Annotated in this window: 28 protein-coding genes, 1 tRNA gene and 1 pseudogene; 20 read left to right on the top strand and 10 right to left on the bottom strand. The window is 55.8% G+C overall.

The annotated features are described in order from the left end of the window. Nucleotides 1–251 precede the first annotated feature (251 nt). The 10 genes from dapA (at nucleotide 252) to TX23_RS04240 (ending at nucleotide 8,195) form a co-directional block, all read left to right on the top strand. Entirely contained in the window at nucleotides 252–1,130 is an 879-nt protein-coding gene (gene dapA, locus TX23_RS04285) for a 4-hydroxy-tetrahydrodipicolinate synthase (protein WP_057701164.1), read from the top strand. Nucleotides 1,131–1,147: 17 nt separating this feature from the next. Further along, the gene (gene bamC, locus TX23_RS04280; protein WP_057701163.1) at nucleotides 1,148–2,263 is read left to right on the top strand and encodes an outer membrane protein assembly factor BamC; all 1,116 of its coding nucleotides are present in this window, start codon (nucleotides 1,148–1,150) and stop codon (nucleotides 2,261–2,263) included. A gap of 4 nt (nucleotides 2,264–2,267) precedes the next feature. After that, the gene (locus tag TX23_RS04275; RefSeq protein WP_057701162.1) at nucleotides 2,268–3,026 is read left to right on the top strand and encodes an MBL fold metallo-hydrolase; all 759 of its coding nucleotides are present in this window, start codon (nucleotides 2,268–2,270) and stop codon (nucleotides 3,024–3,026) included. Nucleotides 3,027–3,053: 27 nt separating this feature from the next. Beyond that, on the top strand, nucleotides 3,054–3,767 hold the full coding sequence (gene purC, locus TX23_RS04270) for a phosphoribosylaminoimidazolesuccinocarboxamide synthase (RefSeq protein WP_005786030.1): 714 nt from the start codon (nucleotides 3,054–3,056) through the stop codon (nucleotides 3,765–3,767). 83 nt (nucleotides 3,768–3,850) lie between these two features. Then, a tRNA-Ser gene (locus tag TX23_RS04265) sits at nucleotides 3,851–3,940 on the top strand. 496 nt (nucleotides 3,941–4,436) lie between these two features. Beyond that, nucleotides 4,437–4,622, top strand: coding sequence for a hypothetical protein (locus TX23_RS04260; protein ID WP_057701161.1), 186 nt, complete (start codon nucleotides 4,437–4,439; stop codon nucleotides 4,620–4,622). Nucleotides 4,623–4,667: 45 nt separating this feature from the next. Then, nucleotides 4,668–5,849 carry a reverse transcriptase family protein gene (locus tag TX23_RS04255; RefSeq protein WP_057701160.1) on the top strand — a complete coding sequence of 394 codons (1,182 nt, stop codon included), beginning with the start codon at nucleotides 4,668–4,670 and terminating at the stop codon, nucleotides 5,847–5,849. A 2-nt stretch (nucleotides 5,850–5,851) separates the two neighbouring features. Further along, nucleotides 5,852–6,070, top strand: a complete 219-nt coding sequence (locus TX23_RS04250; RefSeq protein WP_057701159.1) for a retron Se72 family effector protein — start codon at nucleotides 5,852–5,854, stop codon at nucleotides 6,068–6,070. A gap of 267 nt (nucleotides 6,071–6,337) precedes the next feature. After that, a complete protein-coding gene (locus TX23_RS04245) occupies nucleotides 6,338–6,646 on the top strand; it encodes a hypothetical protein (protein ID WP_057701158.1) in 309 nt (102 codons plus the stop codon). Between the two features lie 634 nt (nucleotides 6,647–7,280). After that, the gene (locus tag TX23_RS04240; protein ID WP_244885940.1) at nucleotides 7,281–8,195 is read left to right on the top strand and encodes an FRG domain-containing protein; all 915 of its coding nucleotides are present in this window, start codon (nucleotides 7,281–7,283) and stop codon (nucleotides 8,193–8,195) included. Between the two features lie 415 nt (nucleotides 8,196–8,610). Here TX23_RS04240 and TX23_RS04235 read toward each other — a convergent pair whose 3' ends face one another. Beyond that, a complete protein-coding gene (locus tag TX23_RS04235) occupies nucleotides 8,611–8,847 on the bottom strand; it encodes a hypothetical protein (RefSeq protein WP_057701157.1) in 237 nt (78 codons plus the stop codon). A gap of 104 nt (nucleotides 8,848–8,951) precedes the next feature. Between TX23_RS04235 and TX23_RS04230 the strand changes: the two genes are divergently transcribed. Then, nucleotides 8,952–9,551 (top strand): hypothetical protein, encoded by a 600-nt coding sequence (locus tag TX23_RS04230; protein WP_057701156.1) that lies wholly within the window; start codon nucleotides 8,952–8,954, stop codon nucleotides 9,549–9,551. Nucleotides 9,552–9,589: 38 nt separating this feature from the next. On the opposite strand, the pseudogene TX23_RS28345 reads toward TX23_RS04230, so the two are convergent. Then, a pseudogene (locus TX23_RS28345) lies at nucleotides 9,590–9,810 on the bottom strand (hypothetical protein); the annotation flags it as partial. 43 nt (nucleotides 9,811–9,853) lie between these two features. On the opposite strand from TX23_RS28345, the gene TX23_RS27970 reads away from it, so the two are divergent. The 4 genes from TX23_RS27970 (at nucleotide 9,854) to TX23_RS04210 (ending at nucleotide 11,465) form a co-directional block, all read left to right on the top strand. Then, nucleotides 9,854–10,024, top strand: coding sequence for a hypothetical protein (locus tag TX23_RS27970; RefSeq protein ID WP_157243902.1), 171 nt, complete (start codon nucleotides 9,854–9,856; stop codon nucleotides 10,022–10,024). Between the two features lie 116 nt (nucleotides 10,025–10,140). Further along, nucleotides 10,141–10,443, top strand: a complete 303-nt coding sequence (locus tag TX23_RS04220) for a type II toxin-antitoxin system HigB family toxin (RefSeq protein WP_057701155.1) — start codon at nucleotides 10,141–10,143, stop codon at nucleotides 10,441–10,443. A gap of 3 nt (nucleotides 10,444–10,446) precedes the next feature. Beyond that, complete coding sequence (locus TX23_RS04215; protein WP_017848700.1) at nucleotides 10,447–10,818, top strand: helix-turn-helix domain-containing protein; 372 nt, start codon at nucleotides 10,447–10,449, stop codon at nucleotides 10,816–10,818. A 395-nt stretch (nucleotides 10,819–11,213) separates the two neighbouring features. Next, nucleotides 11,214–11,465 (top strand): DUF6124 family protein, encoded by a 252-nt coding sequence (locus tag TX23_RS04210; RefSeq protein WP_057701154.1) that lies wholly within the window; start codon nucleotides 11,214–11,216, stop codon nucleotides 11,463–11,465. A 72-nt stretch (nucleotides 11,466–11,537) separates the two neighbouring features. Here the strand turns inward: TX23_RS04210 and TX23_RS04205 are convergent, their stop codons facing one another. From TX23_RS04205 to TX23_RS04190, 4 genes are all read right to left on the bottom strand, one after another. Then, entirely contained in the window at nucleotides 11,538–12,764 is a 1,227-nt protein-coding gene (locus TX23_RS04205; protein ID WP_057701153.1) for an MFS transporter, read from the bottom strand. Nucleotides 12,765–13,003: 239 nt separating this feature from the next. Then, the gene (nadS, locus tag TX23_RS04200) at nucleotides 13,004–13,291 is read right to left on the bottom strand and encodes a NadS family protein (RefSeq protein WP_003189536.1); all 288 of its coding nucleotides are present in this window, start codon (nucleotides 13,289–13,291) and stop codon (nucleotides 13,004–13,006) included. A 2-nt stretch (nucleotides 13,292–13,293) separates the two neighbouring features. Further along, nucleotides 13,294–13,608, bottom strand: coding sequence for a type II toxin-antitoxin system RelE/ParE family toxin (locus tag TX23_RS04195; protein ID WP_057701152.1), 315 nt, complete (start codon nucleotides 13,606–13,608; stop codon nucleotides 13,294–13,296). Nucleotides 13,609–13,713: 105 nt separating this feature from the next. Continuing rightward, on the bottom strand, nucleotides 13,714–14,655 hold the full coding sequence (locus tag TX23_RS04190) for a LysR family transcriptional regulator (protein WP_057701151.1): 942 nt from the start codon (nucleotides 14,653–14,655) through the stop codon (nucleotides 13,714–13,716). 157 nt (nucleotides 14,656–14,812) lie between these two features. Between TX23_RS04190 and TX23_RS04185 the strand changes: the two genes are divergently transcribed. The 3 genes from TX23_RS04185 to TX23_RS04175 all read left to right on the top strand — a co-directional run bounded on the left by TX23_RS04185 (nucleotide 14,813) and on the right by TX23_RS04175 (nucleotide 18,545). Then, nucleotides 14,813–16,129 carry an MFS transporter gene (locus TX23_RS04185; protein WP_057701150.1) on the top strand — a complete coding sequence of 439 codons (1,317 nt, stop codon included), beginning with the start codon at nucleotides 14,813–14,815 and terminating at the stop codon, nucleotides 16,127–16,129. An 11-nt stretch (nucleotides 16,130–16,140) separates the two neighbouring features. Next, nucleotides 16,141–17,373 (top strand): Zn-dependent hydrolase, encoded by a 1,233-nt coding sequence (locus tag TX23_RS04180; RefSeq protein WP_057701149.1) that lies wholly within the window; start codon nucleotides 16,141–16,143, stop codon nucleotides 17,371–17,373. A gap of 134 nt (nucleotides 17,374–17,507) precedes the next feature. Further along, the gene (locus TX23_RS04175) at nucleotides 17,508–18,545 is read left to right on the top strand and encodes a histone deacetylase family protein (protein ID WP_057701148.1); all 1,038 of its coding nucleotides are present in this window, start codon (nucleotides 17,508–17,510) and stop codon (nucleotides 18,543–18,545) included. An 18-nt stretch (nucleotides 18,546–18,563) separates the two neighbouring features. On the opposite strand, the gene TX23_RS04170 is transcribed toward TX23_RS04175, so the two are convergent. Further along, entirely contained in the window at nucleotides 18,564–18,917 is a 354-nt protein-coding gene (locus TX23_RS04170) for a type II toxin-antitoxin system RelE/ParE family toxin (RefSeq protein WP_057701147.1), read from the bottom strand. Continuing rightward, entirely contained in the window at nucleotides 18,914–19,318 is a 405-nt protein-coding gene (locus TX23_RS04165) for a ribbon-helix-helix domain-containing protein (RefSeq protein WP_082629568.1), read from the bottom strand. The genes TX23_RS04170 and TX23_RS04165 overlap by 4 nt, the downstream gene beginning before the upstream one ends. A gap of 209 nt (nucleotides 19,319–19,527) precedes the next feature. Here TX23_RS04165 and TX23_RS04160 point away from each other — a divergent pair, with 209 nt between their 5' ends. Further along, nucleotides 19,528–20,430 carry a LysR family transcriptional regulator gene (locus tag TX23_RS04160; protein WP_057701145.1) on the top strand — a complete coding sequence of 301 codons (903 nt, stop codon included), beginning with the start codon at nucleotides 19,528–19,530 and terminating at the stop codon, nucleotides 20,428–20,430. Here TX23_RS04160 and TX23_RS04155 read toward each other — a convergent pair. Both TX23_RS04155 and tcuC read right to left on the bottom strand, forming a co-directional pair. Beyond that, nucleotides 20,422–21,180 carry a substrate-binding domain-containing protein gene (locus tag TX23_RS04155; RefSeq protein ID WP_057701144.1) on the bottom strand — a complete coding sequence of 253 codons (759 nt, stop codon included), beginning with the start codon at nucleotides 21,178–21,180 and terminating at the stop codon, nucleotides 20,422–20,424. The genes TX23_RS04160 and TX23_RS04155 overlap by 9 nt on opposite strands. Next, a complete protein-coding gene (gene tcuC, locus TX23_RS04150; protein ID WP_057701143.1) occupies nucleotides 21,177–22,484 on the bottom strand; it encodes an MFS transporter in 1,308 nt (435 codons plus the stop codon). Before tcuC ends, TX23_RS04155 begins: the two co-directional genes overlap by 4 nt. Nucleotides 22,485–22,682: 198 nt before the next feature. Between tcuC and TX23_RS28150 the strand changes: the two genes are divergently transcribed. Further along, entirely contained in the window at nucleotides 22,683–22,829 is a 147-nt protein-coding gene (locus TX23_RS28150) for a hypothetical protein (RefSeq protein WP_167346920.1), read from the top strand. The last annotated feature ends 338 nt before the right edge of the window (nucleotides 22,830–23,167 follow it).

Here is a 23,167-nt window from a genome sequence, read left to right as displayed (position 1 = left end):
AAAGCGATGAGCGGTCGATACCGTGTGGGCTGTATCGATCAAAGGATCAAGGGTAGCGAAAAGCGTCGCCAAGGGCTAGGAGGTGGCGTTTTCATTGCGTGATCGGCCGGCTTCAAGCGGTGCTTTGGCCCAATGATGGCATTGCCCGACGTTTAGTTGCTCCAGAACGCATCCTCACGCGGTACTTCGCTTGTACAAGCATCTTGGCGCCAGTACCATTACGGCTCTCTTTTTCCGGCAGGAGCGGTTGCATGATTGCGGGCAGTATGGTGGCACTGGTCACACCCATGGATGCACAAGGTCGTCTCGACTGGGACAGCCTGGGCAAACTGGTGGACTTCCACCTGCAAGAGGGCACCAACGCCATCGTGGCGGTCGGCACCACAGGTGAATCGGCCACCCTCGATGTGGAAGAACACATCCAGGTGATCGAGTTCGTGGTCAAACGCGTTGCGGGCCGCATCGCCGTGATCGCCGGAACGGGCGCCAACTCCACGCGCGAAGCGATCGAGCTGACCCGCAACGCCAAAAAAGCCGGCGCCGACGCTTGCCTGCTGGTGACGCCGTACTACAACAAGCCGACCCAGGAAGGCTTGTACCAGCACTTCAAAGCCATCGCCGAAGCCGTTCAGATCCCGCAGATCCTCTATAACGTACCGGGTCGCACCGCGTGCGATATGAAGGCCGAGACCGTGATCCGCCTGTCCACCGTGCCGAACATCATCGGCATCAAGGAAGCCACCGGCGACCTGCAGCGCGCCAAGGACATCCTGGCCGGTGTGAGCAGTGACTTCCTGGTGTATTCCGGTGACGACGCCACCGCTGTCGAATTGATCCTGCTGGGTGGCAAGGGCAACATCTCCGTGACCGCCAACGTGGCTCCGCGTGCCATGAGCGACATGTGCGCCGCCGCCATCGCCGGTGATGCCGCGACGGCACGTGCAATCCACGAGAAGCTGATGCCGCTCAACAAGACACTGTTTATCGAATCCAATCCTATCCCCGTGAAATGGGCGCTGACTGAGATGGGCCTGATGCCGGACGGTATCCGTCTGCCGCTCACCCGGCTCAGCGAAGCCTGTCACGAACCGCTGCGACAGGCCCTGCGCCAGTCCGGCGTCCTGGTTTAATTGAGGAAGCACTACGCATGAAGCGATTGGCCGGACTTTCCGCACTTGCCTTGATTATCTCCAGCACCAGTGGCTGCGGTTGGGTATGGGGCCCGGAAGGCTACTTCCGTGACCGCGGCAGCGATTACCTGGAAGCGCAAGCAACCAAACCGATGCAGCTGCCGCCTGATGTCAATGTCGCCAAGCGTCTTGACCCCTTGTTGCCGATCCCGCGCAACGTCGCCGACGACACCGTCAAGGGCGAGTACGTAGTACCGCGCCCGCAGCCGATCACGGCAGTGGCCGATGCCAGCGACTACAGCCTGCAAAAAAGTGGCGACAACCGCTGGATCGTCGCCCAGCGCCCACCTGCCGAAGTCTGGCCGGTGGCGGTGCAGTTCTTCCAGGACAACGGCTTCCGGATCGACCAGCAACGCCCGCAGACCGGTGAATTTACCACGGCGTGGCAGCAAGGCCGTGAGCTGTCCGCCAACATGGCCCAGCGCGTGCTGGCTGGCGGTGTAGCCGCCGACAGTGAAGCCCGTGTGCGTGTGCGCATCGAGCCGGGCGTGCAGCGCAATACCAGTGAAGTCTATGTGGTCAGCGCCGAGCGCCCTGCCGGCAGCACAGCCAACGTCGATTTCACTCCGCGTTCGGTCAACACCGGCGTAGACGCTGCGCTGGTCGACGAAATGCTCGCCAGCATGAGCCGTATCTCCGAGAAGGGCGGTTCCGTTTCCCTGCTCGCCGCCCGTGACTACGACACCCCTAGCCGCGTCAGCCTCACCGAAGACGGCAGCGGTAACGTCGTGCTGAACCTGGGTGAAGACCTCGACCGTGCCTGGGCCAGTGTTGGCCGTGCGTTGGAGCAAGGTCCTTGGCGCGTTGAAGACATCAACCGCAGCCTGGGCCTGTACTACATCAACGTGGCTGAAAAGGCCGAGAAGAAAGACGACGAGCCAGGTTTCTTCGGCAAATTGTTCGGCAGCGCGCCGACCAAGGAAGAGATCGAAACCCGCGCCGAGCGTTACCAGGTTCGTTTGAGCAAGGTGGGCGAAAGCGTGCAAGTCACCGTCGAGAAGAACATCAACACCGTCGCGCCAGCTGAAACAGCGCGCAAAGTGTTGGGCGTGATTCAAGACAACCTGGGCTGATCCGATGCGTTTTGCCGTTCTCGGCAGCGGTAGCCAAGGGAACGGTACGCTGGTCGCCCACGATGACACGTATGTGCTGGTCGATTGTGGTTTCTCGTTAAGAGAAACCGAGCGACGCCTGCTGCGTCTCGGGGTCCACCCGGCGCAGTTGAGCGCGATTCTAGTGACCCACGAACATGCCGACCACGTGCATGGCGTGGGTTTACTGTCTCGGCGCTACAATCTGCCGGTGTACATGAGCCGCGGCACGCTGCGCGGGATGCGCAAACCCATCGAGCCGGCAGGTTTTCTGGCTGGTGGCGAACAACTGCAAATCGGTGCCTTGAGCATCAATGTCATCGCGGTTGCCCACGATGCCCAGGAGCCTACGCAATACGTATTCAGTGACGGCCAGCGGCGTTTCGGCGTGCTGACCGACCTGGGTTCCTACTGCGCCAGGGTGCTGGACGGTTACCGGGACCTCGATGCCTTGATGATCGAGTCCAACCACTGCAGGGATCTACTGGCACGCGGTCACTACCCTTACTTTCTCAAGCAACGGGTGGGCGGCGAGCTGGGACATTTGAACAATCACCAGGCGGCATACCTGGTGTACGAGTTGGGCTGGCAAGACCTGCAACACCTGGTCCTGGCTCACCTCAGCAGCAAGAACAACCTGCCGACGCTTGCCCGGCAATGTTTTGTCGACACCCTCGGGTGCGACCCGGACTGGCTGCAACTGGCCGATCAAGATTCAGGGCTCGACTGGCGACACATCGCCTAGCCCACCTTACTCAAAGCGGAGCCCATCATGGAAAAACGTGAAGAACTCTACCGCGGCAAAGCCAAGTCGGTGTACAAGACCGACGACGCCAACCGCCTGATCCTGCTGTTTCGCAACGACACCTCGGCGTTCGACGGCAAGCGCATCGAACAGCTGGATCGCAAAGGCATGGTGAACAACAAGTTCAACGCCTTCATTATGCAGAAGCTCGAAGCGGCCGGTATCCCGACCCAATTCGACAAACTGCTGGGCGACAACGAGTGCCTGGTCAAGAAGCTCGACATGATTCCGGTGGAATGCGTCGTGCGTAACTACGCCGCCGGCAGCCTGGTCAAGCGTCTGGGCGTGGAAGAGGGCCTCAAGCTCAACCCTTACACGTTCGAACTGTTCCTGAAGGACGACGCCAAGGGCGACCCGTTCATCAACGAATCCCACGTTGTGGCGTTCGGCTGGGGCACCGCTGAGCAACTGGCGCGCATGAAGGAGTTGTCCCTCAAGGTCAACGACGTGCTGACCAAGCTGTTCGACGACGCAGGCCTGTTGCTGGTGGACTTCAAGCTCGAATTCGGCGTATTCCACGACGGCTCCATCGTCCTGGGCGACGAATTCAGCCCCGATGGCTGCCGCCTGTGGGACAAGGACACCAAGAAGAAGATGGACAAAGACCGCTTCCGCCAAGGTCTCGGTGACGTGATCGAAGCCTACGAAGAAGTCGCCAATCGTCTCGGCGTACCGCTGTAATCGACGCAAGCATCTGATAGCACGGAAAAAAATCGCTTCGGCGCTTTGCATCCATCAATCATGCTGTTATGATGCGCGCCGTTGGAGAGATGCCAGAGTGGCCGAATGGGACGGATTCGAAATCCGTTGTACCTTCACCGGTACCTAGGGTTCGAATCCCTATCTCTCCGCCATTATTTAGAAAGCCTCGTAAGTCTATGATTTACGAGGCTTTTTTGTGTCTGATGATTTTCTCGATTCTACTACTCAACCCGCCCCGGTAAACAGAATAGGCGATGCATTCGCCTTGCGCGGGAATCTCAGTAGGGGAGACGAATATCAGCGCCCTGCGAAAGTTCAATTTTCTTTGATGTCTTGTTGACAGCATAGCCTCATTCTCAATACTCTGTGGCAGCAGGTGCATTCACCTGTTCCCGCTCTTTAAAGTCATATGTTCAAGGAAATCGATGCCTAACTTGGCGACCCCTTGGGGGTCATGACCGGCGCCTCGGTAGCCTCCGTACGCGTGGTGGCGTGTTCTGCGCTCCTCCGCTTACGCGCTGCGACCGTTGTCTGGCGTAAAAGTTAAGAGTCCATTTGAGTCAATACAAATATTCCTTGAGATGCTTAATCCAATTGGTCTGGCCGTGAATACAGAATTCTCTGTATTCACAACAAGAGGGTTTTGCAATGTTCGATGTTAAAATTGAAATACACATGGCTGGTAAAAAGAAGAGCATTCCCGGTGTAGCTAGAGATAGTCCATCGGGGAAAAGAATTGGCTCAAATGCAGCTTTCAGATTGACCGTGATGGCTTTCTTCGGCTGGGTTGGTCGCAAATTGATCTCCATCTTCTTGGGAGGCGATAGCAACTAACTGACTCTTAATCTTTGCTTTGATAACTACGGAAAGGTCAAGCTAGTGGCGAAGGACAAGCCTTATTATCCTCATGCATCTATTGGTTCTCTGGCGATGTTAGCTAAGACGCTAGGGGTGCACCCAAAGCTGCTTACTGATCTGGCGGCACGGGCGACTGATTCATATACTCATTTTGTTATTAGGACGAAAGGAGATAAGGAACGGAACGTATATGAGCCAAAGTATGAGCTTAAAAAGCTTCAAAAAAGAATAAACTCTAGGCTTTTTGAAAAGGTCCGTTACCCGTTATATCTTCAAGGTGGCGTTAAGGACGAGGATAATCCGCGTGACTATATTGAGAATAGTCGAATACATGCCGGTTCAAAATCTCTGATTAGTCTAGATATTCGGGATTTCTACGATAATATTCCTTGTGGTAGTGTTCTAGGTATTTTCAAATATTTATTCAAGTTTCCTGACGATGTCAGTGATCTTCTATGTAAAATCGTTACTAGAGACGGAAAAGTCCCACAAGGGGCATGCACGTCTAGCTATGTTGCTAATCTAATATTTCATAACTCTGAGTACAATTTTGTTGCTGAGCTCAGGAGTAAGGGGATCGCATATTCCCGTCTGCTAGATGATGTGACGCTCTCGTCCAACAAAGTTCTTTCTCAGGATGAAGCTACTACCTATATAAAATATGTAGCCGGGTTGTTCAGTGAGCATAAGTTACGCATTAAGAAAAGTAAGACGAAGATAGAGCGAGCTGACGATTTGTCGGCTGAGTATGCTGTCACTGGTGTGTGGGTAGGGCACGGTATCCCAAAAATTCGACGAGCTGAAAGAGATTTAATTCGGCATTCCGTTTATATCTGTGAGCAAGAGTATCAGAAGGACAGATTTCGAGATGAATATCACGAGCTCTGGAATAAAGTCTCAGGTCAGGTTGCCAAGCTAACAAGGCTTGAACACTCTCAAGCTCTGAAATTGCGTGCTCGGATGAGAGATATACTTCCACTTTATGATGGTAAAGCAACAGCCGCAATTATTCGTGAGGCTGATTTGCTATTGAAGCGGCCTAAGACTAGTCATGTGAAGGTTTCTGTAATTAACGCTTACAGGAGGTTGATTAACAGAGTTGGAATCCTGACAAGGACCAACAAGACTTTGGCAAGAGCTCTTAGACGTCAGCTGAAAGCGAAATTTTCCGACGTTCCATCTAAGGTGTTGATGTGGGAGTGAATATGACAGAAGATCAGCTAGTCGATACCGGTTTTGTTAATGCTTATGATTCTTTTAAAGGTTACGGGTTTATACGAAGAGAAAAAGGGCGCGACGTATTTTTCTTTTATGATGATGTTGAAGATGTCGTTAATGGTATAGCGATGGGTGATGTTGTTCGGTTTGAGGTGCATGAGGAGCCTAAGGGGCCAAGGGCGTATAAAGTCGTGCGCACGGGCTGAGTGATGTGAGGCTTCGTCGCTGACTAACCGGCGAGACTTGGCTCCAGGCACCAACATTGCCTTGAATCAACTTATTCGGTGCCTCGTTCAGATAACGCGTAGATAGCACCACCATTGTTTACTGTTGCAAAATCCTGATTTTCCCTGTTTTGAGAAATCTGAGTTCTGCGTAATCTCAAATGGTTCTGTAAATCTTCCGTTGTGTGGCACTGTGCTATCGTAGTCTCCGGGCGAAATTGTGCCCTTACCAAGCTAAGGAGAAGCCCAATGGTCGACGCAAATGAAGAGTTCGTGAGCATGCCCTACACCTTCTACAAGGGTGAGGAAGGGCCGGTAGATGAGGACGTGGATGTCCTGCAAAGGAGACAGCTCGATTCTGACTATTTGCAGGATGTGGTGGCCAAACAAATTGCAAAAAAGCTCAAGGAGCAGGGCATATTCGTGTGGCGTAATGGTTATGCTCTTATCGGCGGAACCGATAGGATCGATAAATCCTCGGCTGTAAATATTGAAGTCGATGGATCATTCCAATCATTTACCCTTCAAGCCTATGACCCTCGCGCCCCAAAATCCTAGTCGAAAGATTGGTTACAGCTGAAGTCATAGCTTCTTCGGCGGGCGTTGACCACGTCTGCCCCACCACAACTCCCTAAAATTCAGAATCGGCAATCTGCCGACTTATCGTGTGCACGTGGTTTCAAAATCCGTGGAGGGTGCTGGATATTGGTCTGAAGGGTTTGATGCAGGGGTCTTATCTACGCCGGGGGAATGCCAAGATTACTCTCCCCTCACCCCGAGCCTTCCTAGGAGCGCGTACGGGCTGTTCTAGATCAATACCAATACGTCGAGCCGCACTCAGTCTTTATCGTCACTCTGTGACGCTTGTGGGAAGGCGATGCCAAGACGCTCGATAGTACGTTTTGCTACGGTAGGTGCGAATACATTACCCCTAGCAGCCTTCACACCTCTCGCAGTTAGGTGATTTGCTATATCTAGCGGCGTGGTGACATCTGCAAATATTCTCACAGGGATATCATCACGCAATATTTCAGCATTCGTGCATGCAACCACCTGTGTTCTTGCTGTAGCTGTGTATCGTCACTATGTGCGATTACTCTATTGGTATCACACCTTGATAGCCTCTCTGCCAGAAGGCCATTACACTGAAGGCTGATCAAATGACAGCAGGTGAGTGATGGGAAGCCCAATTGTGAAAAATTTTGAGACTGCGCGTGATTTGATAGAGTACATATCACCGTTGAATTCTGTTTGGGATGGAGAGCCATATATATTCAGAGGTCAACCAAGCGACAAATACAAACTTATTCCTTCAATATGTCGTCAAGGTGAGGGAGGTTTTGGGCTTGATTTGCCCGATAGAATTTTTGACAAGTCTCACTCCGCACAAATTCACTTTGAGTTAGATGTACTCAAGAAGTTTTTAGAGGGTTGTGAACGATCGGGGCTAACCGTCCCAGGCTATTCAGAGCAGGTTAAAGGCAGGCTGTTTGCTGATAAGTATGTCATGCATAGTTCTTACTTGCCGTGGCCCCCAAAAGAGCTCTATGAGATCATGGCAGCCGCGCAGCACTACGATGTGCCAACTCGCCTTCTAGATTGGACAGACAGAAGCTTTGTAGCTTGCTACTTTGCTGCATCATCGGCGAGCCTTGAGATAAATGACAGAAATATGCCAAGGATTGCCATTTGGGCACTCAATACAAGATATTCTGATAGCTGGAAGACAGTCAAGATCATCAGAACGCCAGGTGGCACTAGTAGAAATCAAGCAGCTCAATCCGGGTTATTCACCACGCATAGTATCCAAGAAGATGATTTTGGTCCATTCCAGGCGGAAGCCTTAGAGGACGTAGAGGAAATCTGTAGTATTGCTAGAAGCGTAAGGCCGCTCATCAAGATGACGTTGGCAGTTGAGCAGGTTCCTGACCTATTAAAGCTCTGCTCATGTCTTGGCGTGGATGCCACAACACTATTTCCGGGATATTATGGTGCAGCGAAAAATGTGAGGGACTGGGTCAATACTGGGGTTGGTGTCAGACCCTCACGAGACCTAATTAATGATTACAATCAAGATAGCTTTGATAATGACCCGGACTTCCACTAATGCCAAATGAATTAGGATGACAGAGCACTTATCTAGAAAATCCCAGCACGCAACCAAATGGACGACAAACAAAAGTGGAATTCAAAATTTTTACAAAGTGGTTTAAACGTGTATTGGGAGCTGTCATTGTGATCGCTACTGTCGTTGGCATGGCGCTGCTATTAGACTATAAGGAGCGTGAAAAAAATTTCCTTGCCCGCACTGCCGAAAAACCCCATTATCTTAGCATCGATAGGTGCACGTATCTCGTCATGTGCGATGACGACCACGATGGAAAATTAGTGATCGACTTAACTTCCTACCCCACTAGAGAAGCTTGTAAGCTAGAAGCCAGACGAAAGATTGAAATGTCTAAATTTGAGCTTGGCGACTCGCTCCTGACTAGGTTTACATTTGAATGTATAGTGGTGCGCAATCACCGTGGTGAGTATGGTGACTTCTGATAAACGCAACTCGACCTGTAGACAACCGACTCAGCATGGAAGAAGCCCCAGCCCTTACCGGCGGTGCCGTTGTAGCTTTCGTTGAATTGGCGCATCAGGTCGTCGCGGGCTTGCCTCTCTACTTGCTCGGCGCCGCTGAGGAACAGAACGGCCGGGGTGCCGTCTGGCTTCATGTCGATCTTGTGGATTGCGCTGTGAAGTTCGGGCATTGCGTTTTCCTCAGGTAGGCGCCGTCCTCCGGTGGCCGCTGGTGGCAGTTTGGTTTGGATTGGGGTATCTGTCTGTTTGAATGATATCCTGCTAGGAGCAGAAATTGACGATACAAAATATGGTAGTGACGCTAAACCGAGTGCCGGAGATTAGAGCAGTTGTTGACTCAGGGACGGATTGGACTGTTGTTTTCGGTTTCGCACTTACAGCTATTGCAGTGCTGGTAGGGGCGTGGGTTTCAATTTTCACTTTCAAAAAAACTGCCAATAATCAGATGATTCTGGCTAAAGCGGTAGCACTTAAAGAGAGTCGGCAAGCGTGGATCAACGACCTTCGTGATACGTGCGCTGAATACATTGCTGCAATCGGTCTTTTACAGGCTCACGCGACAGGTGCCGAATCTCATGACGCATTTATTGAAAATGTTAGAGCTCATGATCAAGCTGCAGCTGCGGGATTGAAGGAGTCGTGGGAAGCAGAAAAGAGGAGGTTATTGATGACATCCTTTTCACTGAGTTCAAAAATACAGCTGCTGTCCAACCCTAAAGAGCCAGCTTTCGTTGAACTTACCGCAGAAGTACTGAGTGCACTGTCATCCGCAAGCACCCCAGGAAGTGACGCATATGGGAATTGCAGCAGAATTGTTGTGCTAGCACAGCAAATTCTGAAAACCGAGTGGATTCGAACAAAGCAGATGCAGTAAAGCTGCTCTCTTATTGTCGGATACAGCTCTTACGGTGGTTATAAGAGCTCTATGATCTCGTCGCCTGGACCTTTCTGGATGGCGAGTAGGCTTTTATTACGGAATTCCCGCGCCAGGTTTACGATATCTGGATTTCGTGGCGCGGCGGATTCAGCAGCGGCTGGCACTTCGCGGAGCCCAGCGCATGCAGGTGATGAATCATCAGAGTCATAGCCTCGCCCTGCTCAGTAATGCCTGACCACTTCATTAGGTCGGTCAAGATCAAAGCCAACCCAGTATCGCGTTGGACCGCAGCCAGCTTAGTGTCAGACGCCGATCAGAAGGACAACCGCATCTTCGCCCAGCGCAAAATCACTGGTCGCATCGACGCCGTGGTGGCAGTGGCCATGAGCATCGGTGCATCTGAACTGCAGCTGGCCGACGTGAGTGACCACGACGGCTTCCTCACTAACCCGATCATGCTGGGTGCCTGACTGTAAAATTTCTTCATGATTTCAGTTTGGCGTTTCTGAGTGTGGTGGGGTATCAGAGCACGACAAACAGATGAAACGCACTTGTGTGAGTCCCAGTGTGGGACTAGGATCGGTTCATGAGAATCATCGCAATCAGTCAGCTCAAGACTTTCTGGCAGAAATACCCGGATTCAGAGCAGTCCCTCCTTGCCTGGATTGACGAGGTCAAGAAAGCGAACTGGCAGACGCCCGCAGATATCAAGGGCCAATTTCGCCATGCGAGCGTTCTCAAAAGCCGCCGGGTCGTGTTCAACATCAAAGGCAATGACTACCGGCTAGTGGTTGCTGTGGCCTATCGCTACGGCGCGCTCTATATCAAATTTGTCGGCACACATAAGCAGTACGACGCCGTCGACGCTGATACTGTGGAAATGGAGTAACCCATGAACATTCGACCCATTCATACCGAACAGGATTACCAAGAAGCGCTGAAGGCTGTCTCGCCGCTGTTCGATAATGAACCAGAGCCCGGGACGCCTGAAGGGGATTACCTTGAGGTAATGATTACGCTGATCGAAGCTTATGAAGCGAAACACTTTCCGGTTGACCTGCCCAATCCGGTGGATGCCATACGTTTCAGGATGGAACAGTCCGGTTTGTCAGCCACAGACCTTGTGCCTGCCATTGGGCGCAAGAATCGGGTGTATGAGGTGCTGAACGGGAAGCGAGCTCTTACGCTGCCGATGATTTGGAAACTACATGAGATGTTTGGGATTCCGGCAGAGAGTTTGATTAAGCCGGTAAAAGCGCTGTAGCACCGAATGGGTCTGACCCGCATAAAAAATCCGGACTCCTGATAAGAGCTCCGGATTTTTTATGCCTGCCATTCTGATTACCGAGCTTTTCCGAAACAGGTGCTTACGTTATGCGGGGGCGGCAGTTTTCGGGCAGGGTTGCGTTGGCTGGGGTAGGGCGCTAACCTTCCGCCGTCGCCCTCATGGCGACCGGTTTTGACAGACTGATTTACAGGTGTACGACCTCCATGCGATTACAGCGTTTCTGCTGTGACGTCGTTTTATGGCGGCTGTGCGTGGGGCATCTTCGGGTGCGCCGGGTCCTGTATACCGGTCTGTCAACCCGCGCACAGCTGCCACCTGATTCTGTTTGACAGCGGGATGTGGCAGCTCCCATTGCATACAGGAGCTACACAATGAGCAATCTCGATTCTGACTCCGAATTTTTCCCTCGGAAAATCTTCCATGTAGGTGCAGATGTCGGCACCGAAGAAGCCCTCACAAACGCCACCGAAATCCTGTCATCCGCCCTGCAAACCGCCTACCAATGCGCCGAAGATCCAGTCAGCACGCAGTCGCCCGTGATCATGGCCCTGGCTCAATTGATTGAAAACGCGCAAGCCTTGGTGGACGCTGTCCTGGAGCGTGATTTCCCCACGGCCAAATAAATACCTGCTTCTGAAACGAAAAAAGCCTGCTGAACTCAACGCTCAGCAGGCTTTTTTGTGGCTGCAACTCGGTCAGGCAGGCTGCGCCACCAAGCTGTTGCTCACCTTGCGGCCCAACACCAGCACGGTCGCAAACCCCAACCCCACCAACACCGTGGCCAGGCTCAACAACACCGAGCTGCCCATCTGGTCGACGATCCGTCCACCAAAGAACGAGCCCAGGGCAATGATCACCTGAAACAGCGCTACGAACAGCGGCATGCCTCGTTCCACATCCTTGGGCGCCACCACGAACATCCAGATACTGGCGCAGGCCGGGAAGGCGCCAAAGGCAAAGCCCCAGAGTGCGATCAGCACCACGGCGCCTGTCATACCGGTGGCGAAGTAGGGGAACAGGGCGGTGCTGGTCCCGATCATCAGCGCGACCAACAGCAAGGTGTTACGCACGCTGCGGTTGGCGGCGAAGCCGGCGAACACATTGCCCAGTACGCCTGCCACGCCATACAGCAGCAACAATGAGCCAATCGTCGGCCCGTCGAAGCCGGAGCTGTGTTTGAAGAACGGCGCGACATAAGTGTACGCAGCAAAGTGCGCCAGGCCGATCAGCAGTACGGCAATCAACCCGACCCGCGCTTGTGGGTTGATAAACAGGGCTGGCAGGTCACGAACCTCAATGGCCTTTTCCGGTTTGAGGCGCGGCAGCAGGAAGACTTGTGCCAGCAGCACTGGCACACCCACCAGCGCGGTGACCAGAAAGGTCATTCGCCAGCCCATCAGGCCGCTGAGCCAGGTACCCACAGGCACGCCGAGTACGGTGGCCAGGGTCACGCCCATCATGATGATCGACGTGGCTTTTGCGACGCCGACGCCCTTGGGCGCCAGCCTGCCGCTGAGGGCGATGGCCGTGGCCCAGAAGCCGCCGATGCTGATGCCGAGCAATACACGCCCGAACAGCAGCAGGCTGAAGTCGGTGGCAAAGGCCACCACTCCGTTGGCGATGATCATCACCAGTGTCAGGCCAATCAGCAGGTAGCGTCGGTCCATGGCGCCAATGCTGACCGACAGAAACGGCGCGGCGAGGGCGGCCATGATGCCGGGCAATGTCACCATCAACCCGGCGTGACCGGCACTGATGCCCAGGTCGCTGGCAACGTCGTTGAGTACGCCCACCGGCAGGAATTCACTGGTCACCAGGGCGAAGGCACCCACGGCGACTGAAAGAATCGCCAGCCACTGCTGTTTGACGCTTTGTTGATTATGTTCGGGAAGCCCGCTAGGGGCCTGGCTCGCGCTTGGCATGGGATTGGGTTCCGGGAGGAATATCGCCTGAAGCCAGGCGAGGAGGGAATTTGGAGCGATTATAGGAATCAGTGGCGGCAATCGTTCAGGCGCTCGTTTCGATAGTAATCATCAGTGCTATCGATGTGAGATTTTAAAAAGCCTTAAATCTGCCGCACAAACGAAAAAGCCCGTCGCTGAGTCAGCTCCGAGCTTTTCCGGTTATGACGATGGTTAAGGCGCAGCGGTGGAGTCTTATTTTAGCTAGCCAATGCATTCAGTACATGGACTGGGTCATTATGGATAGCTTTCAACAATGCCTTTGCTGGTCCGGTAGGTTCACGACGACCCTGCTCCCAGTTACGTAATGTGCCAAGTTGCACATCAATCAGCGCTGCGAATTTAGCCTGGGTCAGCCCTGTCGCCTTACGGATCTCTTTGACTCGCATTGAATCAACATGGAATTCACGAGAAGGTTCGCGTTCTCCGCGCAGGATCTCGTTCATCTCTTGAACGCTTTCCATCAATTCATCAAAAAATCTGCTCATAGCTATCTCCAGTGCTCAATCGCAGCCTTCAGTGACTTGCGCTCGTCGGCAGTCAAGTCCTGCTGTTCATTTTTGGGATAGATCATCAGTAGAACAATCTGTGATGCCGAGACGAAGTGGTAATAGATCACCCGCGCCCCGCCTCGTTTGCCATGGCCCTTGGCTGCTACTCGTATCTTGCGAACTCCACCCGTACCCTCGATTACATCGCCAGCAGAAGGGTTGACTACCAACACGTTCTGAAGAGTCGTGTAGGCATCCTCGTCGATCAATTCTTTAACGCGACGGGTGAAGACTGACGTCTCTATGAAAATCATCGCTAATGTACGCCATTGGCTTAGTTCACTGCAATCCTAGCCGTGCGTGCTTCGACGTGCATCCAGTGAGTTGTAACTGCTTTTTGACACGCAGGATGTGGCCAATCATTCGCCTGCCAACCGCCCCAAAAGACACTCAATAAACACTCCCTCCGCCCGGCTCATCTTCTGCTCCCGGTTCCACAACAAGTGAATATCCACATCCGCAATCCCCTCATCCGGCGGCAACCGCCACAGCAGCCCGTTTTTCACATCGTCCGCCACCACATGAGTCGGTAAGCAGCCCAAACCAAACCCCGCAATCACCAATCGCCGCACTTCTTCCAGGCTGGATGACGACGCCACGATCCGCCCGCCGAACCCTTGCTGATCGCGAAAAATCGTCAGCGGCGAGAGCATCCCGCCGATCTGGTCGCTGGTAAAACTCACGAAGTTTTCCGACTGCAAGTCCCCTTCGACCAAGCCTGTGCGTCCGAACAATGGGTGGTGTTTCCCACAAAAAAACGCATAGCGCTGACGCAGAAACAGGTGCTGTTCCAGGCGCGGCTGTGGCCGGCGATTGAGGCTGAGCCCCAGGGTCGCGGTTTTTTCCAGCAGGGCGGCGACGATGTCGGAGCTGCGCATCACTTCGACTTCCAGCTCGACCCGTGGATGCTCGCGATGAAAACCCGCGAGAAAGTCATCGAAAGTGTCGGAATTAATCCGGCTGATCATCAGCAAGCGCACTTTGCCGATCACTTCATCCCCAGGCTTTTGCAGGGCGTTGCTCATCTGCGACACCTGGCCGTACATCTCACCGGCGATCGCGAAGATCTGTTCACCCGCCTCGGTGAGTACAAAGCGTGGGCCGCGACGCGCGATGAGTTGACAGCCCAATTGTTCTTCCAGGCGCTTGAGCGCTTGGCTGATGGCCGGTTGCGTCAGGTGCAGGCGCGCAGCGGCGCGGCTGATGCTCAGTTCCTGGCCGATCACGCGGAAGGTGCGCAGCAGGTTCCAGTCCAGGCGGTCGTTGAGCAACGGGTGAATATCGCGGCGGGTTTCGGGCATGGCGTGGCTCGATAATAAGCGCTATTTATAATCAAGATAATAAATAGAAAATTGACTAATCATAGCCTCTGGCCGAAAAATCAGGCTTAACGAGCGCCACCAGAGCGCACCGGTTTGACCTTCTCCTGCCAAAAAAATAAACAAAGGAGCCAGCCCCATGAAGCCTTCCGCTTCGCCGCAGCCTCGCCGTGCCGCGGCCGCCGCTTTTATCGGCACCATGATCGAGTGGTACGACTTTTACATCTATGCCACCGCTGCGGCGCTGGTGTTCGGTCAGCTGTTCTTCCCCTCCGATGATAAATTGTTCAGCACCATGGCCGCGTTCGGCACCTTCGCCGTGGGCTTTTTTGCGCGGCCGTTGGGCGGCATCGTGTTCGGCCATATCGGCGACCGCATCGGCCGCAAGAAGTCCCTGGTGATTACCCTCGTGATGATGGGCGTGGTCACGGTGTGCATCGGCCTATTGCCGACCTACGCCCAGATCGGCGCTGCCGCACCGGTGCTGCTGATCCTGTTGCGGGTAGTACAGGGCATTGCGGTGGGCGGTGAGTGGGGCGGGGCGGTGTTGATGGCCGGGGAACATGCGCCAAAGGGGCGTCGTAACTTCTTTGCATCCTTCGCGCAGCTGGGCAGCCCGGCGGGTTTGATCCTTTCCTTGCTGGCGTTCAGTGCCGTCACGCGTCTGCCGGAAGAAGACTTGCTCAGTTGGGGCTGGCGCCTGCCGTTCCTGGCCAGTGCCTTGCTGTTGGTCGTCGGCCTGGCGATTCGCCTGGGTGTAAATGAGTCGCCGGAGTTCCTCGAAGACAAGGCCCTGGCGGAAAAAGCCCGGGCGATCAAGCAGGACCAAGCCCCCGTGCTGGAAGTGCTGAAGACCGCTTGGCGTCCACTGTTGTTGTGCATTGGCGCCAACACCTTGGGGATTGCCGGCGTGTATTTCACCAACACCTTCATGATTGCCTACAGCACTCAGCAACTTAACCTGCCGCGCTCGTTGATTCTGGAATGCCTGTTCTTCGTCGCCATTATTCAGTTCTGCGTTCAGCCGCTGGCTGCCTGGGTGGCGGAGAAGGTCGGTGCTACGCGGTTTCTGTGCGCCATGTGCGTGCTGGCAATGGCCTCGCCGTACCCGATGTTCGTCCTGGTCAGCAGCGGCCAGGCGCCGTTGATCATCCTCGGCATAGCCCTGGCGGTGGTGTGCATGGCGTCGTTCTACGCCGTCATCGCAGGTTTTGTCAGCGGCCTGTTTGAAACCCGTGTGCGCTACACCGCGATCTCCCTGGCTTACCAGGTATGCGGCGCGCTGGCCGGCGGCCTGACACCGTTGATCGGCACCTGGCTGGCCCATCAATACCTGGGCCAGTGGTGGCCGATGGCAGTGTTTTACAGCGTGATCGCGGCGGTTTCGTTGGTATGCGTGCTGGCCTTGTCCCGCCGCCACGCCACGGCCCACCGCCTGGAAATGGCACACAGTTGAGGGAGTCAGCAATGTTGAAGATTAATGGCGAGCGCCTGTGGCGTAGCCTGATGGACATGGCCGAGATCGGCGCGACCGCACGCGGTGGCAGCTGTCGCCTGGCATTGAGCGCCGAAGACAAGGCCGGTCGCGAGCTGTTCAGTCACTGGTGTAAAGCCGCTGGCCTGACGTTGAGCGTGGATGCCATCGGCAACCTGTTCGCCCGTCGCTCGGGTGCCGACAATGACGCGGCCCCGGTGATGATCGGCAGCCACCTTGATACCCAGCCCGAAGGCGGGCGTTTCGATGGTGTGTACGGCGTATTGGCGGGCCTGGAGGTGATCCGCAGCCTCGACGACCACGGCATCCAGACGCGCAAGCCCCTGGAAATCGCGGTGTGGACCAACGAAGAAGGCGCGCGTTTCACCCCGGCGATGCTGGGCTCGGCGGTCTTTACTGGTGCCCTCGCGCTGGACAAGGCGTTGGCGACCACCGACGGTGATGGCGTCAGCGTAGCCGAGGCGTTGCGCACCACCGGCTATAACGGTGAGCGGGCATTGGGTGGGGCGGTGGATGCGTATTTCGAAGCGCATATCGAGCAAGGCCCGATCCTGGAAGACAACGCCAATAGTATCGGCGTGGTGACCGGCGGCCAGGCGATTCGCTGGCTCGATGTACGGGTCGAAGGCATGGCCGCCCATGCTGGCACCACGCCGATGGCGCTGCGCAAAGATGCTTTATACGGCGCCGCAAAAATGATCCAGGCGCTGGAAAACCTCGCTGCCGATTTTGCCCCGCATGGCCTGACTACGGTGGGTGAGTTGAGCATCGCCAAGTCGTCGCGCAACACCATTCCCGGTGTGCTCGACTTCACTGTCGATCTGCGTCATCACCGCGACGCCGATATCGACGCCATGGAGCAGCAAGTGCGCGCCCGCCTGCAGGCGATTGCCGACAACCGTGGCCTCAGCGTGACCATCACACCGCACTGGCTCAGCCCGGCCACGCCGTTCGATGCTGAGTGCGTGGCCTGTGTGCAAGCGTCGGTGGACGCGCTGGGCTACAGCCAGCAGACCATCATCAGCGGCGCCGGCCACGATGCTATCCACTTGGCGCGCTATTGCCCGACCGCGATGATCTTCATCCCCTGCGTCGGTGGCCTGAGCCACAACGAAGCCGAAGACGTCTTGCCCGAAGACGTGCGCCAGGGCACCGATGTATTGCTCAACGCCGTGTTGAAACGCGCCGGCCAGGTTCATTTATAAAGGCTGACGCCGTGCCCATGTGGGAGCTGGCTTGCCTGCGATAGCGGTGAAGCAGGCAGTACATTGTGCTCTGACCGTGCGCAATCGCAGGCAAGCCAGCTCCCACAGGTTCTGTGTTTATCCAGGAGCATCCTATGAATACGTTTTTCCATCCCGAACAACTGCTGCATCACCCACGCAGTTACTATTCTCGTGGCCAGATGCGCACACCACAGGAGGTCCCCGAGCGTGCGCGCAACCTGCTGCTGGCTGCGCAAACCCTGGGCTTTGATATCCAGCAACCGAGCGACTACGGTATGGAACCGCTGCTCGCCGTGCACGGCGCTGCGTACCTGGATTTTCTTCAAGAAGCTCACCAGCGCTGGAAGGAAATCCCCGAAGACTGGGGCGACGAAGTCATGTCCAACATCTTCGTACGCGAGCCCAACGCCCTGCGCGGCATTCTGGCCCAGGCGGCACGTTACCTGGCTGATGGCAGTTGCCCGATCGGTGAACTGACCTGGCGCTCGGCGTATTGGTCAGCCCAGAGCGCGGTTGCCGCTGCCAAGGCGATCCTCGATGGCGCACCTGCCGCCTACGCCTTGTGTCGGCCACCGGGGCATCACGCCCGCTTCGATGCGGCGGGCGGCTTCTGTTACATCAATAATGCGGCGGTGGCTGCGCAAGCGTTACGCCAAGGCTTCCAGCGCGTCGCGGTGCTCGATACCGACATGCACCACGGCCAAGGCATCCAGGAGATTTTCTACGACCGCAATGACGTGCTGTATGTGTCGATCCACGGCGACCCGACCAACTTCTATCCGGGCGTAACAGGCTTTGCCGAGGAAAAAGGCAACGGCGCCGGCGAAGGGTACAACCTCAACCTGCCTATGCCACATGGTGCCAGCGAAGCGGTGTTCTTCGAAAAGCTGGAGCAGGCCCTGGCAGCGGTGAAGAGCTTCTCGGCGGATGTGCTGGTGTTGTCACTGGGCTTTGATATCTACGAGCTGGACCCCCAAAGCAAAGTCTCGGTGACGCGCGAAGGCTTCGCGCGGTTAGGGCAGCGCATTCGAGGGCTGGGGCTGCCGTGCCTGATCGTGCAGGAGGGTGGTTATCACCTGGAGACCCTGGACAGTAACGCGCAGGCATTTTTCAGTACGCCAGCGGCTTGGGGGAAGCGATCAGGCGACTAAGCGCTAAAAGCCTGCTGATCAGTTTTCAGCAGGCTCTTCAAACTTCGATGAGCGTTCGTTCCCATCTCCTTGTAATAACGCTGTGTAGTCTTGCCCGCCATAAAACACGCCCACGATCGATACCGTTTTGAGATCAGGCCTCACCCTGAAAGCAATAATGGTGCTGCGACGATAGTGAGTGATGCGCAAGTGTTTCAGCAGGTCATCACGGCGCATGCCACGCAAGGGAAACAGGGCAAGGCTTTCGCAGTAGCTGACAAGATTGTCGATAAAACGCGCTGCTACAGGAGGGGAGCCGACATCGCTGATGTAGTCTTCGAGTGCATCGAGTTGGGTCAAGACCTCGGGCGAAAAAACTACAGAGTAGCTCACACTTCCCCTGTGCCTTTGCGCTGACGTCTGGCCGCCATGTGTTCGCGAACCTGTTCTGGCGATAACCCAAGCTCAGGCTTCGCCTCAAGTGCGGTCGCTGCTGGGATAACTTCGTCTCTGAGCCAATCTTCCATGGCACGATCACGCGCCAGCAACGCCCGCAGCCCGTCGCGAATCACTTCACTTTCGCTGGCATATTCGCCAGTAGCCACCTTGGCTTTGACCAGGGCAGCCATTTCAAGGGGCAAGGTGATGCTCATTTGCTGGGTTGAGCGCATGGGTGAATCCGTCAGAGGTGAGTAGGATTCAATCCTACTCGACCATTGACGTGATGCAAGAAGCAACTGATCAATGCCGATGCCCGGCACCTCGTCGTCCATCCAGAAGGGGTAGGTTTCCATGAATTGCTACGTCTCCAGTTGTGTAGGTCAGGCTCCAAGTATTGACCCGTTTTGGCGATCGCGTGGCCGTATACGGCCGATAACCTGCTGATATGTATGACTTCATATGTGTAACAGGATGATCTCGACAAACCCTCTCGGCACACGTGGCATCCCACCGGCTCCCATACGATAATGCTCGTCACCCCGACCACTTTGGCCTGCCTCCCGTGATCATCAATTTCGACCTCAACGACCTCCAGGCCTTCCGCGCCGTGGTAGACAAGGGCAGTTTCCGCGGTGCCGCCGAGGCTATAAGAATCTCGCAACCGGCCCTCAGCCGACGCATCGAGAAGCTTGAGTCCGCCCTCGATGTGAAGCTGTTCGAGCGCACCACGCGGCGGGTCAGCCTGACCATGGTCGGGCGTGCCTTCCTGCCGCAGGTGGAGCGGATGCTCGACGATCTGGACATCGCCTTGATGGGCATCAGCAACGTCGCGTCCACACGCATGGGCAACGTCACCATCGCCTGTGTGCCCTCCACCGCGTATTACTTCATGCCCCACGTGATCTCCGAATTCCACAAGCTGTATCCGAAGATTCGCCTGCGTGTGCTGGATGCCAGTGCGGGCGAAGTGAGCAATGCAGTGGCAAGCGGTGAAGCGGATTTCGGCGTGAGCTTCAGCGGTAGCCTGGCCGACGAGGTGGAGTTCGAGCTGTTGTTGCAGGAGCGTTATGTGCTCGCCTGTCGACGTGACCACCCATTGGCCACACGTGAGAGCGTGACCTGGACCGAAGCCTACGAACACGACTACATCAGCGTGGACAAAACCTCGGGCAACCGCTTCCTGCTCGACCAGGCGCTGCGGGGCGTGCGGGTGAAAAAGCCGAGTATCTGCGAGACCCACCACGTGACCACGATGATCGGGCTGGTGGAGGCGGGGTTGGGCGTGGCGATGGTGCCGTCGATTGCGATGCCGGCGTGTGAGCACCCGATTCTGGTGAGTGTGCCGCTGGTAGAGCCGCAGGTGATGCGCAATGTGGGCTTGATCAAGCGCCGCGGGCGGACATTGCCGCCAGCGGCGCTGGAGTTGGAGCGGTTGGTGCGGGAGATGCCGTTTCGGTCAGCGTGACACCGAGTCCAGGCCGGTGGATTGCACCGCTGGCTGAGCTTGCGGCGATGCCATGAACTCCAGCAGCGCTTTGGCCTCGTCCGGGTGTTCGGCGTTGACCGGAATGCCCGCCGCAAAGCGTGTCACCGACTGCACGTTTTCCGGGAGCTTGCCGACAAACGTCACGCCCTTGACCGGCAGCAATTCGGCCACCTGCTGCAAGCCGACTTCGTAGTCGCCCTTGGCCACCTGTTCGCCCACCGGCACGCGTTCAATCATGGTGCCCTTGGCCGGCATACCGAGCTTCTTGAACAACTCCTTCTCGACATACACACCGCTGGCGCTATCGGAATAGGCAACGGATTTAGCCTTGCTCAGTACGGCCTTGAGTTCGGCGTCAGTATTGATCGCAGGTTTTGCCGCGCCTTCCTTCACCACCAGGCCAATGCGCGAGTCGGCCAATTCCACGCGGGAGGCGGGGTCGACCTTGCCCTGTTTGATCAGCTCATCCAGAGCGTAGCCGACCATGATCACCACATCGGCGTGTTCGCCGCGGGCCAGACGGTTGGGAATCGCTTCCGGCGCCTTGCCCATGGACGGGCCGAGAATGGTGTCGAGGGTGTCACCGCTTTGCTTGGCGTATTGCGGGCCGAGCAGTTTATAGGCAGCGGTGAAGCCACCGGAGGTCATCACCTTGAGCTGTTCGGCCTGGGCCGTCAGCGCCAGGGCACCGAGGACGACGGCCGTGAGGGATTTGAACAACGGCTTCATTGCACGGCCTCCTGCATGACTTGGCCACGGGTATTGGCGTGGCGATACAACGCCAGGGTTGAACACAAGGCACACAGCGCGGCGAACATCATCCAGTAAGCGGGGGATGCCTTGTCTTCAGTGATGTGGATGAACCAGGTGGAAATCGCCGGCGTGAAGCCACCGAAGACCGCAGTCGCCAGGCTGTAAGCCAGGGAAAAGCCTGCCACGCGCACTTCTACCGGCATGATTTCGGTCAGCGCCGGGATCATTGCGCCGTTGTACAGGCCGTAGAGGAAGGAGAACCACAACAGGGTTTCCAGCATGTGCGCAAAGCTTGGCGCGTTAACCACGTAGGACAGCGCTGGATAAGCGGTGAGAACGGTCAGCACGGTCATGGCGATCAGCACCGGTTTGCGGCCGAAGCGATCGCTGAGGATGCCGCCGATCGGCAGCCAGAAAAAGTTCGACACCGCCACCAGCAAGGTCACCAGCAGGGCGTCGGAGGTGCTCAGTTGCAGCACGGTCTTGCCGAAGGTCGGTGCGTAAACGGTGATCAGGTAGAACGCGGTGGTGGTCATGGCCACCATCAACATGCCGCCGATGACCACGGTCCAGTTCTTTACCAGGGTCGCCATCACTTCACGCATGGTCGGGCGATGCTTGCGGTTGGCGAACTCTTCGGTTTCCTGGAGGTTGCGACGCAGCACAAAGATAAACGGAATGATCACGCAACCAACGGCGAAGGGAATGCGCCAGCCCCAGTCGGCAACCACCGACGGCTCCATCCACACGTTCAGGCCATAGCCCAGCGCGGCGGCGACGACGATGGAGATCTGCTGGCTGCCCGACTGCCAGCTGGTGTAGAAACCTTTGCGGCCCGGGGTGGCCATTTCAGACAGGTAAACCGACACACCGCCCAATTCAGCACCGGCCGAGAAGCCTTGCAGCAGGCGGCCCAGCAGCACCAGCAGCGGCGCCCACAGGCCAATGGTGTGGTAACTGGGCACCAGCACGATCAACAGCGTACCGCTGGCCATGATCGACAGCGTCACGATCAAGCCTTTGCGACGGCCCACGTCATCGATATAGGCGCCCAGAATGATTGCGCCCAGCGGTCGCATCAGGAAGCCCGCGCCGAATACGGCGAAGGTCATCATTAATGACGCAAACTCATTAGCGGCAGGGAAGAAAGCGGCGGCGATATAGGTAGCGTAGAAACCGAACAGAAAGAAGTCGAACTGTTCAAGGAAGTTGCCCGAAGTAACGCGCAATACAGCGCCTACTTTCGAGCTGGCAGCGTCAGGCCGGGAAGGGCTAGTCATGATTTTGTGTCTCCAGCGTTCTTTTTAAAGTGCTTGTTTCGCTTAAGACTTGGGATATTGGCTGACACATTTAGAAATGATAAGTGACAAATATGGATGCATTGATGCGTGTTGGCTATCAGTTCAAACGGCCACCCGATTTTTCAGAGCTGTTCTATGCTTGAACCTGTATCCAATTCTTACGGATGGGAGGTGGCTATGGGCAACGAATACAAGCAGCACAATGAACCGGAACGTGAACATCCTCGGCAGCAGCCAGAGGAAGAAAAGCCGCAAACCTGGAAGCACCCCGACGACGGCACGGAGCTTTCCGAGCGGGACCAGGAGCGCCCGCTGAAACCCTGACTTCAGGGCCAATACAATCTAGCTGTTGTAGGAGCGAGCTTGCTCGCGAAGAACTCATAGGCGCCGCATTCATTCAGGAGGCATGCGTTATCGTTGAGGTTTTTCGCGAGCAAGCTCGCTCCTATGTATGGACTCGCCCCCACTGTCAACCCGCTTTTCAAACATTGGTACCCGGTTGCATCTATGTATCAGGCCTATTCGAGGAAGCCCTAAACAGCTTCTGGCCAACATTGGATCAGCTCGCGATCTGCCCATTACAAAAAGGCCTCAAGGGCCGGTAGGAGCGCAGGCATCAATTCGCGACGGTCTGACCAGGGGTCAATGTTCGTTAGCACGGG

This window comes from Pseudomonas paralactis, from assembly GCF_001439735.1.
GTDB lineage: Bacteria > Pseudomonadota > Gammaproteobacteria > Pseudomonadales > Pseudomonadaceae > Aquipseudomonas > Aquipseudomonas paralactis.
The sequence above is the reverse complement of the archived record's forward strand: the minus strand, read 5'-3'. Positions and strand labels throughout refer to the sequence as shown.

Excerpts from the sequence above, each read along its gene's own strand:
- dapA (WP_057701164.1), top strand. The coding sequence starts at position 252 with ATGATTGCGGGCAGTATGGTGGCACTGGTCACACCCATGGATGCACAA.
- bamC (WP_057701163.1), top strand. The coding sequence starts at position 1,148 with ATGAAGCGATTGGCCGGACTTTCCGCACTTGCCTTGATTATCTCCAGC.
- TX23_RS04275 (WP_057701162.1), top strand. The coding sequence starts at position 2,268 with ATGCGTTTTGCCGTTCTCGGCAGCGGTAGCCAAGGGAACGGTACGCTG.
- purC (WP_005786030.1), top strand. The coding sequence starts at position 3,054 with ATGGAAAAACGTGAAGAACTCTACCGCGGCAAAGCCAAGTCGGTGTAC.
- TX23_RS04260 (WP_057701161.1), top strand. The coding sequence starts at position 4,437 with ATGTTCGATGTTAAAATTGAAATACACATGGCTGGTAAAAAGAAGAGC.
- TX23_RS04250 (WP_057701159.1), top strand. The coding sequence starts at position 5,852 with ATGACAGAAGATCAGCTAGTCGATACCGGTTTTGTTAATGCTTATGAT.
- TX23_RS04245 (WP_057701158.1), top strand. The coding sequence starts at position 6,338 with ATGGTCGACGCAAATGAAGAGTTCGTGAGCATGCCCTACACCTTCTAC.
- TX23_RS04235 (WP_057701157.1), bottom strand. The coding sequence starts at position 8,847 with ATGCCCGAACTTCACAGCGCAATCCACAAGATCGACATGAAGCCAGAC.
- TX23_RS04220 (WP_057701155.1), top strand. The coding sequence starts at position 10,141 with ATGAGAATCATCGCAATCAGTCAGCTCAAGACTTTCTGGCAGAAATAC.
- TX23_RS04215 (WP_017848700.1), top strand. The coding sequence starts at position 10,447 with ATGAACATTCGACCCATTCATACCGAACAGGATTACCAAGAAGCGCTG.
- TX23_RS04210 (WP_057701154.1), top strand. The coding sequence starts at position 11,214 with ATGAGCAATCTCGATTCTGACTCCGAATTTTTCCCTCGGAAAATCTTC.
- TX23_RS04205 (WP_057701153.1), bottom strand. The coding sequence starts at position 12,764 with ATGCCAAGCGCGAGCCAGGCCCCTAGCGGGCTTCCCGAACATAATCAA.
- nadS (WP_003189536.1), bottom strand. The coding sequence starts at position 13,291 with ATGAGCAGATTTTTTGATGAATTGATGGAAAGCGTTCAAGAGATGAAC.
- TX23_RS04195 (WP_057701152.1), bottom strand. The coding sequence starts at position 13,608 with ATGATTTTCATAGAGACGTCAGTCTTCACCCGTCGCGTTAAAGAATTG.
- TX23_RS04190 (WP_057701151.1), bottom strand. The coding sequence starts at position 14,655 with ATGCCCGAAACCCGCCGCGATATTCACCCGTTGCTCAACGACCGCCTG.
- TX23_RS04185 (WP_057701150.1), top strand. The coding sequence starts at position 14,813 with ATGAAGCCTTCCGCTTCGCCGCAGCCTCGCCGTGCCGCGGCCGCCGCT.
- TX23_RS04180 (WP_057701149.1), top strand. The coding sequence starts at position 16,141 with ATGTTGAAGATTAATGGCGAGCGCCTGTGGCGTAGCCTGATGGACATG.
- TX23_RS04175 (WP_057701148.1), top strand. The coding sequence starts at position 17,508 with ATGAATACGTTTTTCCATCCCGAACAACTGCTGCATCACCCACGCAGT.
- TX23_RS04165 (WP_082629568.1), bottom strand. The coding sequence starts at position 19,318 with ATGGAAACCTACCCCTTCTGGATGGACGACGAGGTGCCGGGCATCGGC.
- TX23_RS04155 (WP_057701144.1), bottom strand. The coding sequence starts at position 21,180 with ATGAAGCCGTTGTTCAAATCCCTCACGGCCGTCGTCCTCGGTGCCCTG.
- tcuC (WP_057701143.1), bottom strand. The coding sequence starts at position 22,484 with ATGACTAGCCCTTCCCGGCCTGACGCTGCCAGCTCGAAAGTAGGCGCT.
- TX23_RS28150 (WP_167346920.1), top strand. The coding sequence starts at position 22,683 with ATGGGCAACGAATACAAGCAGCACAATGAACCGGAACGTGAACATCCT.